A 9,005-nucleotide genomic window follows, 5' to 3' on the forward strand; every position below is an offset into this window, starting at 1 on the left:
CAGGGGCTTCTAAACACTCAAAATGTCACTTTAGTCAGCTTTGAACGAGAGTGGAATTTCGGCTAACTGGTTGCCTTCGTTTGCTGGAAAAATAAGGTACTCGCCATGGTATTTCACCATCGATTTGTAGTCTGTTACCTTATGTACCATAAAGCCCGCTTGCGCTGCTTTCTCAACAAACTCAGCATGATTGCCACGTACAAACCAACTCATTGGCTTTACGAGCAACTCGCCATCAAAACAGCTTTCGCATTGGTCTGCACATAACGCTAAAGAGTTTTGACCTTCAGTGAAGATTTGTACTTTGCCGCACCCAATCAGTTGCTCAGACGTCGAGACTTCCCAGCCTGCTTGCTCCATCAAATCAAGAAAAGACTCAATATCTGAATCTTTGAACACTTTGAAGTCTTCACCTTCAGGGAAGAATTGCGCATAAAAAGCAGAAATACGCTTGAAGATAAACAACAAACTAGCATCGTTCCCCTTTGAGCGACCTGCTTTTTGCCAACGCGTTAAGTCATCGCCTACCGTACGTCCGAAACGTTGTGATTTTAGCGCCTTTGTTACCCAACGCACTAAATAATGGTTATTCGCAACAGGGGCATTGGCTAACTTACCCGAGCGATGCTCTTGATCTAACTCTTCAAGTGCTGAGTTAACCAAGTTTTGAATTTCTTTGGTGTAATTCGACATTACGCCTTTCTTCCTAAAGTCCAATAAAACAGTGCTGAAAGCACAGAACAAGCAAACATTACGATGATCATCGGCCAAGCAACATTCCCGGGCAGTGATGCCACCAGCGCACCAACCAATGAACCGATACCGAATCTTAATGTCCCCGCTAGAGACGACGCCGTACCCGCCATTGATGGGTAACCACTTAAAAGCAGCGCCATCGCGTTACTACCTATCGTCGACAATGTACCGATAAACAGCACAACAAAAGGTACAATGCCCCATAATCCGAAGTCCATTAACCAACTTACGAATAAACCAATCCCCGCCAAAAGTTGCACGAACAACCCAAAACGAAGCATGGCATGGGAACCAACTTTCTTCACCAAGCGACCATTAATACTGGTCATGATGATCATCGCCACAATGTTCAAACCAAATAGGTAACCAAAGTGGTCTGGTCGAACACCATATAAATCAATATAAACAAACGAACCCGCCGTCAAAAATGCAAACATTCCGGAAAATGAAAACGCACCTGAGAGCATCAAACCGATCGCTTCAGGATTGGAGCATAATCTGGCGTAGTTTCTCAGCGTCGTGCGGAAACGAAGAGGCTGACGATTTTCAGGCTGTAACGTTTCAGGGATTTTCCAAAGTACGAGAAAAATCACAACTACAGCGAAAATAGCTAGTACCCAAAAAATGGAACGCCAACCAAACCAAATCGCGAGATGGCCACCGATCATCGGTGCCACCAACGGCGCAATAGTAATGACCAGAGTAACGAAGGACATTGCGCGTGCAAAGTCTTCACGGTCAAACATGTCACGCACGACAGCTTGGATAATGACCGCCGCTGCCGCGCCAGCAAAACCTTGTGCCGTACGTACATAGGTCAGCGCATCAATGCCATTTGTTGTCGCACTCACAACAGCAGCCAAGCCGAAGAAAAGTACGCCTAAAATCAACACAGGTCTTCGACCAAAGCTATCGGCAAGCGGCCCGTGAATTAACTGGCCGATCGCAAAACCCGCGGTATAAGCCGTCAACGTAATCTGAACCGCGCCAGGCGCGACCCCCAAATCTTTCGCAATTGTCGGCATCGCAGGCAAATACATATCGATCGCCAAAGGCGTCAAAGCACCAATCGCTCCTAGTACCAGAAACAATAGAAAACTGATTTGGGATTGCGGAGCACTTTGAGCTTTTTCTGTCATTCTTTTACCTCTTGTTGGAGCCCTACCGTCAATACTTGCAGAACAAAGTGAAAATAACGGAAGTTCTCATATCGCTGAATGTAGAAGCCAAAAACCTGTTCTATCCAACGTTCGAGAATCATAAGGGCAAATATGTACCAAGGTGTGACCTTGACGAACTCGACATAGAAAAGCATGTGAAAGCGAAATGTGTTTATGGGAAACAAACACAATGCAGTAAAAATGATGGCGTTGACACCATCATTCCATTCACCGTAGCCGAAGGCTTTGCAATAAGAGTATGCATGCATCAGCTAAATGCAAAGGCATATCACTGAGATGAGTAAGCACACCGGAATTGTCTAGGCACTAATTTTGGTAGGAAAATTTATTTTGAGCCAATTTCTACCAAAAGACTAGTTCCTATTAGGAACTAAAGAATTTCCCATGCCGACAATTAATTCCAAATAGAATCAATTTCTTCTTGCGTGAGGTAGCGATAATCACCTGGTTCTAGTGCCTCATCAAGTTCGATAGAACCAATACGCTCACGATGTAAGTACTCAACTTTATTTCCTAACGCCGCGAACATACGTTTCACTTGGTGATACTTACCTTCCACGATAGTCAACAATACTTCATTCTCGGCCTCGTTCATGATTTCCAAACGAGCTGGCAATGTTGCGTCTGATTCATTGCGCAAAATGATGCCTTGTTCGAGCTTTTCCGCGTAATCTGGCTGAATAGCATCGACGAGCCAAACACGGTACGTTTTCTCACACTTATGCTTAGGTGAGGTAATACGGTGAGACCACTTACCATCATCCGTAATCAACACTAAACCAGTTGTGTCGACATCTAATCGGCCCGCAAAGTGAAGGTTTTCAATTTTAGGCTCATCAAGCAATGCGAATGCAGTTTGGTTGTAGCCATCTTCATGTGAACAAACAAAGTCAGCAGGCTTATACAACATAATGTAACGAGGACCAGGAGCACCAATAACACGGTCTTCCCACATCACTTCCGCACCTTTAGGTACTTTAAATGCACCACTTTTTTGAACCTCACCGTCAACGGTGATGTCTCCACTTTTGATGATCTTTGTTGCCTGTTTGCGTGTTGCACCCAGAGCGTCACACAAATATTTATCTAAACGCATGAATACCTCATTGAATTATACCCAAGTGATCTCTAAATCTTGGTTTAAAGGTCACTTGGGTATAAAAGTCAGGTATTATAGCGTTCCTCGTTCGAATAGTTGAGCAATTTCACATATTTTCATGTACACACTTCGTCCTTATCAAGCCGACTCGGTTAAAGCCGTTATTCATTACTTTCGTAAACACTCGACACCAGCAGTGATCGTGCTGCCAACCGGTGCAGGAAAAAGCTTGGTGATCGCAGAACTTGCTCGCCTTGCGAAAGGACGAGTGTTAGTCCTCGCCCACGTAAAAGAACTGGTCGAGCAAAACCACGCAAAGTATGAAGGTTATGGTTTAAAAGGTTCCATCTTCTCAGCAGGATTGGGACGAAAAGAAACTGACCAGCAAGTCGTGTTTGCTTCGGTTCAATCGGTCGTACGTAACTTAGATTCGTTCAAAAACCAGTTTTCTCTGCTCGTTATTGATGAGTGCCATCGTGTGCCAGATGACAAAAACAGCAGCTACCAAAAAGTTATTACTCACTTACGAGAACTGAACCCTGGCATTAAGGTGCTAGGACTAACTGCAACGCCCTATCGTTTAGGAATGGGCTGGATTTATCAGTATCACACCCGAGGTCAAGTGCGAACCGAAGAGCCTCGATTCTTCCGCGATTGTATTTTCGAACTGCCGATCCGTTACTTGCTCGACGAAAACTTCCTCACTCCAGCCCGCATGATGGATGCGCCCGTTTTGTCTTACGACTTCTCTCAGCTGAAGCCCGCTAACACCGGACGCTACAAAGAAGCAGAAATGGACATGGTGATCGATAAAGCCAAACGTGCGACTCCACAAATTGTTGAGCAAATCATGCAATATGCGAAAGAGCGTCAAGGTGTCATGATCTTCGCTGCAACTGTTCGACACGCACAGGAGATACACAGTTTATTGCCAGAAGGCGAAACTGAAATCGTCATTGGTGATACACCTACGCCGGAGCGCGATGCGATCATCCAAGCGTTCAAGAATCGTCAAATAAAATACTTAGTCAATGTTTCGGTACTGACAACCGGGTTTGATGCGCCGCATGTCGATTTAATCGCGATTTTGCGACCAACAGAGTCAGTCAGTCTGTACCAACAGATAGTAGGACGAGGATTACGCTTATCAGACGGAAAATCAGAATGTTTAGTGCTTGATTACGCAGGCAACAGCTACGATTTATACCAACCTGAAGTCGGTGATCCCAAACCAGACTCTGACAGTGAAATTATCACGATTCCTTGCCCGGCTTGCGGATTCAATAACAACTTCTGGGGTAAGTTGGATAGTAACGGTTTCTTGGTTGAACATTTTGGCAGACGTTGCCAAGGTTACTTTGAAGATGAAGACACAGGCGAACGTGAACACTGTGGCTACCGTTTTCGTGCCAAATACTGCGGTGAATGTGGTGCGGACAACGATATCGCTGCACGAATTTGTCATGAGTGTGATGCAACGCTCGTAGACCCAGATAAAAAGCTAAAAGAAGCCCTTAATCTCAAAGATGCATTAATCTTTGAATGCACAGAAATGGACCTATCTGTATTTAAGTCCAGTGATGGTAAATCTCAGCTAAAGGTGACGTATTCTGGTGAACCATACCAAGGCGAAGGCAATGCGTTAGTTCATGAGTTTTGGACATTGAGTACCAAAAAACAAAAACAAACGTTTAAAGATCAGTTCGTACGCCCCCACTTAGCAGACAAGCATCGCCCTTTTGAAGAGGCTTCACCGACACGCGTTGTCGCTAATCAACATCGTTTCCGTTTGCCTCAGTTTGTTATTGCTAGAAAATCTGGTCGCTTTTGGAAGCTGCGAGATAAAATTTTTGAAGATGAGTTGAAATAACATCGACAACACATGGCAAAACTTAATTAGCTGATTCACTCTCTGTTCATCTATCTCCGATATACTGCGGCTAACGCTCCAGAAAAGGTTTGACTATGTATAAAGCAACGACTTCTCTACATTCTGCGTTACTTTTCGGCCTTATCACGACATTCATGTGTGCACCAAGTTTTGCCAAGCATGGCAACGAGTACACATCACAAAATGGCCACGCCATCGTGCAAGATGTCGAAAAGCCAGGAACACGTATCGAATTCGATGAAGATCAAGATGAGGTCTATCGCGCGGTTCAACAAGGATATATACGACCATTTTCGGAACTTTACGCCGCAGTAGAAAACGACCTATACGGCCGCATCATCAAGGTCGAGCTTGAAGAAGATGATGATGCTTGGGTGTATGAATTGAAAATTCTGTACAACAACAGCGTCCTGAAAGTTGAGTACGACGCCGCCACGCTAGAAATGCTTGAGATCAAAGGTCGCAGCTTTAACAAAGCGTTAAAGCCGCAAAACAACTAAACTTGTCTAATGCGTCATCCAGACACGATGCGTAGCTTACTTCGATAAAAATCCAAACATAATAAGAATCATCAATATGAAAATACTTGTTGTTGAAGATGATCCTCGTTTAGGCGAGCAAATCATCGAAACATTAGAAAGTACCGGCTGGGTACCAGAATTGTCCCAAGATGGCATAGACGCTCTGTATCGCGCGACTTCGGAAGAATGGGACGCCATTGTTCTTGACCTCGGCTTGCCAAAACTGGATGGTCTTACCGTCCTAAAAGGCATCAGAGATGAAAACATTAATACTCCTGTCGTGATTCTAAGCGCTCGCGACACCCTAACGCAGCGAGTTGAAGGCTTAAACGCAGGTGCAGACGATTACCTAACTAAACCATTTGAAATGGTTGAGCTTATCGCTCGTATTCGTGCACAGCTTCGAAGAGCCTCTGGTAATGCCTCTCCTGTGATGCAAATTGGCGACTTGAGCTTGGATACACGCACTTCTAAAGTCATGTGGCAAGGTCAAGCGATAAGCTTGACGGCGCTAGAGTATAAAGTGGTCGCTTACTTTATGCATAACCCGGAAAAAGTGATTTCTCGAACCGAACTCGTCGAGCACATTTACAAACAAGACTTTGATCGTGACTCCAACACAATCGAAGTTTTTATCGGCCGAATTCGCAAAAAAATCGCACCAAAGATCATCAAAACTGTCCGAGGGTTGGGATACCAATTAAATGCCGAATAGAAACAGGCTACCGTTGAACGCAATAAAACGACTGAGTATCAAAAGTCGCCTCGTTTTAGCGGCGATCGTTTGGTTAACGGCAATGATCCTCGCCGCTGGTGTGACGATACCGACGCAGGTCTACAACTATATGGTTGATGACACTCGCTCACAGCTCAGCATTTTTATGGATGAAGTCGCAGCACAGTTAGAAGTCGATAACACCGGGCATCTTTCACTCGCAGCTCAGCTATCAGACCCTCGATTTAACCGACCTTACAGTGGTTTGTATTGGAGTGCCTCTACAGAGGCAAGCCTCGAACGTTCTCGTTCGTTGTGGGACAAAAAAATCGAATACAAAGGTTTGGATAAAGATGCGTATGGAGCAAGAGGCGAAAAACTAATTACGCTAGAAAAAGCACTGTATCTTCCTGATTACGATGGTCCTATTCACATTGTTATTGGTATTGACGAAGAGCCCATTAAAAATACCCTTCAGACGTTAATCGGCCAACTTTGGCTTATTTTGGGTTTATTATTCGCGGGCGTACTTACCGTCATTTTACTGCAAATTGCTTGGTCATTGAGTCCGCTTACAAAGCTACAAAAAGAATTAGCCGAGCTGAAGTCTGGTAATAAAAAGAGTCTAGAAGAAACCTACCCAAAAGAGATTTCTCCTCTAATCTTCGACCTCAATGCTCTGCTGTTCCATTACCAAGAATTACTAGAGAGGGCTCGCAATCATGCAGGTAACCTATCTCATGCACTTAAAACGCCACTTTCTGTTCTAAAAAATGAAGTTCAGACGTTAGAACCTGAGGCACAATCCCGTCTCCGAGCTCCAATCAATCAAATACAAGACCATATCGATTACCATTTGGGTCGTGCCCGTATGGCCGGATCGATGAACATATTATCAGTGAAGTCGAACCCAGCAGATCGTGTGGATGCTATCTCAATGGCGTTTGATAAAGTGTATGCGAGCCGAAGCATTACCTTAATTAATGAACTTGATTCAGAGCTGAATGTAGCAGTAGAGCAGACCGATCTCGATGAAATGCTAGGTAACTTGCTAGAAAATGGCTATAAGTGGGCCAACAGCATGATTCGTGTGCACTCCTCTCAGGATAAGGAAAATATACACATCATTATTGAAGATGATGGGCCAGGCATCCCTAAAGAGAAACTGAGTCAAGTAATCAAGAGAGGAGTTAGATTGGATGAAACAACCCCTGGCTCAGGTCTTGGTCTAAACATAGTCAGTGAAATGGCACACAGTTACCGAGGTCAATTAACATTGGATACAAGCGCTTTAGGTGGATTAAAAGCATCTTTAGTCTTACATCTCAGCCGAACATAAAGCATATAACACATAAACTTTGTTCTTCGGACCATGATTAGTAAACCGATGAAAATGAAGTCGATGTGAACAAAATCCAAGCAGAGCGTTAAAAGGGATAACCTTCCACCCCGCTAAATCATACCTTTTTGTTGATTTGGATACGATTTGGGTTGCCCATTTATAAGTGGAATGATAGTATCCGCGCTCGCTTGAACAGTTCCTGTTTCAAGCTTTACCACGAACAACAAGGTCGCATTGTTGATTGTGAACATTTGATTTTTACTAATTTGAGAGTAAATACTATGAAATTCGAAGCAGTAGTACGTACTGAACTAGGTAAAGGTGCGAGCCGCCGCCTACGTCACGCTGGCAAATTCCCTGCAGTTGTATACGGCGGTGAAGAAGCAGCAGTAGCTATCGTTCTTAACCACGACGACATCGTAAACCAAATGGACAAGCCTGAATTCTACGAAGGCATCGTTCTAGTTATCGATGGCAAAGAAGTTAAAGTTAAGCCACAAGACGTTCAACGTCACGCGTTCAAGCCAAAAGTTGAACACATGGACTTCATCCGCATCTAATTCCCTACCAAGGAATTAATCGGATTAAATCCAAACCTTTTGCATAAAAGATAATCGGACTTACCAACCGAGACATCTAAAAATTTCAAAACCCCGGAGTCTTACCACCTCCGGGGTTTTACTATATTTGGCATATAACATTTGATTTATGAACGGGCAATATACTTCACTAAAGTGAGATCGGTCAGCGTCATACTCTCAATCACTTCCGACTCTTCCTCTCCAGTACGCACAAAACCACACTTCTTGTAAAAGTTAAGCCCCTGTTGATTAGTATCCAGTGCTTTCAAACTGATCTGCATAACTGACGTAGAGAGCAAACGTGTCTCTAACTCATCTAACAGTGCACTTCCTGCTCCTTGCCCATAATGTAGCGGCGTAACGTAGCAACATGTCACTAATGCCGTTTTATCTTCGCTGGTGTGGTTAGGTAACTCGTAACTTAAAAAGCCAACAATTTCTCCTTGCCTCTCAACTACGATCAATTGGGCCAGTTGCTCCGTCATCACTCGTGCCCACATCCTTTCTCGACGCTCAATCGTAAACTGCTCTATGTAGCTCTTTGGCATTAATCCTTTATACGCCACCTGCCAAGAATCAACGTGTATCTTGGCGATTTGGGCTGCTTCCTTTTTGAGTGCGTCCCTTACTGTGTATCTCATAAGCATCCTTTATTAGCGTTCACCACTTACAAATTCTTTTAACCCTACCCTTTAAACCAAAGCTCAAAGATAACGGCTACAGTCGCAACGCTTTACATTAATCCATTTCATTTTCATTAATTAAATGATAGTTCACATCATAATATTCGAAGAAGAACGATCCATTATTTACTTTTCATTTTGACTCATTAGGTTGAATCTATTGGCTATGTTCCCTTTAACTGTTGTTATACTTAAAGTAGGCAACGATTGGAGGGAACTCCTATGCTTCAGTCACA

At 43.9% G+C, this 9,005-nt stretch carries 10 protein-coding genes; 5 read left to right on the forward strand and 5 right to left on the reverse strand.

What is annotated here, in order from left to right:
* Positions 1-30 precede the first annotated feature (30 nt).
* From R8O11_RS22475 to rsuA, 4 genes are all read right to left on the reverse strand, one after another.
* Positions 31-693 carry a DUF2913 family protein gene (locus R8O11_RS22475; RefSeq protein ID WP_238952274.1) on the reverse strand — a complete coding sequence of 221 codons (663 nt, stop codon included), beginning with the start codon at positions 691-693 and terminating at the stop codon, positions 31-33.
* Complete coding sequence (locus tag R8O11_RS22480) at positions 693-1,895, reverse strand: Bcr/CflA family multidrug efflux MFS transporter (protein WP_017820848.1); 1,203 nt, start codon at positions 1,893-1,895, stop codon at positions 693-695. The genes R8O11_RS22475 and R8O11_RS22480 overlap by 1 nt, the downstream gene beginning before the upstream one ends.
* Positions 1,892-2,185, reverse strand: a complete 294-nt coding sequence (locus R8O11_RS22485) for a hypothetical protein (RefSeq protein WP_005378057.1) — start codon at positions 2,183-2,185, stop codon at positions 1,892-1,894. Before R8O11_RS22485 ends, R8O11_RS22480 begins: the two co-directional genes overlap by 4 nt.
* Positions 2,186-2,331: 146 nt before the next feature.
* Positions 2,332-3,033, reverse strand: coding sequence for a 16S rRNA pseudouridine(516) synthase RsuA (gene rsuA / locus R8O11_RS22490; protein ID WP_318194450.1), 702 nt, complete (start codon positions 3,031-3,033; stop codon positions 2,332-2,334).
* A 121-nt stretch (positions 3,034-3,154) separates the two neighbouring features.
* Between rsuA and R8O11_RS22495 the strand changes: the two genes are divergently transcribed.
* The 5 genes from R8O11_RS22495 to rplY all read left to right on the forward strand — a co-directional run bounded on the left by R8O11_RS22495 (position 3,155) and on the right by rplY (position 8,065).
* Positions 3,155-4,906 carry a DEAD/DEAH box helicase gene (locus R8O11_RS22495; protein ID WP_054729964.1) on the forward strand — a complete coding sequence of 584 codons (1,752 nt, stop codon included), beginning with the start codon at positions 3,155-3,157 and terminating at the stop codon, positions 4,904-4,906.
* 155 nt (positions 4,907-5,061) lie between these two features.
* On the forward strand, positions 5,062-5,427 hold the full coding sequence (locus R8O11_RS22500) for a PepSY domain-containing protein (RefSeq protein ID WP_372008595.1): 366 nt from the start codon (positions 5,062-5,064) through the stop codon (positions 5,425-5,427).
* Positions 5,428-5,503: 76 nt separating this feature from the next.
* Positions 5,504-6,163, forward strand: coding sequence for a response regulator transcription factor (locus R8O11_RS22505; protein WP_238952273.1), 660 nt, complete (start codon positions 5,504-5,506; stop codon positions 6,161-6,163).
* Positions 6,153-7,502, forward strand: coding sequence for an ATP-binding protein (locus R8O11_RS22510; protein ID WP_267922723.1), 1,350 nt, complete (start codon positions 6,153-6,155; stop codon positions 7,500-7,502). The genes R8O11_RS22505 and R8O11_RS22510 overlap by 11 nt, the downstream gene beginning before the upstream one ends.
* A gap of 284 nt (positions 7,503-7,786) precedes the next feature.
* Positions 7,787-8,065, forward strand: coding sequence for a 50S ribosomal protein L25 (rplY, locus tag R8O11_RS22515; RefSeq protein ID WP_005378066.1), 279 nt, complete (start codon positions 7,787-7,789; stop codon positions 8,063-8,065).
* 146 nt (positions 8,066-8,211) lie between these two features.
* On the opposite strand, the gene R8O11_RS22520 is transcribed toward rplY, so the two are convergent.
* A complete protein-coding gene (locus R8O11_RS22520; protein ID WP_017634886.1) occupies positions 8,212-8,727 on the reverse strand; it encodes a GNAT family N-acetyltransferase in 516 nt (171 codons plus the stop codon).
* Between the last annotated feature and the right edge of the window lie 278 nt (positions 8,728-9,005).

This window comes from Vibrio sp. 1288, assembly GCF_033344475.1.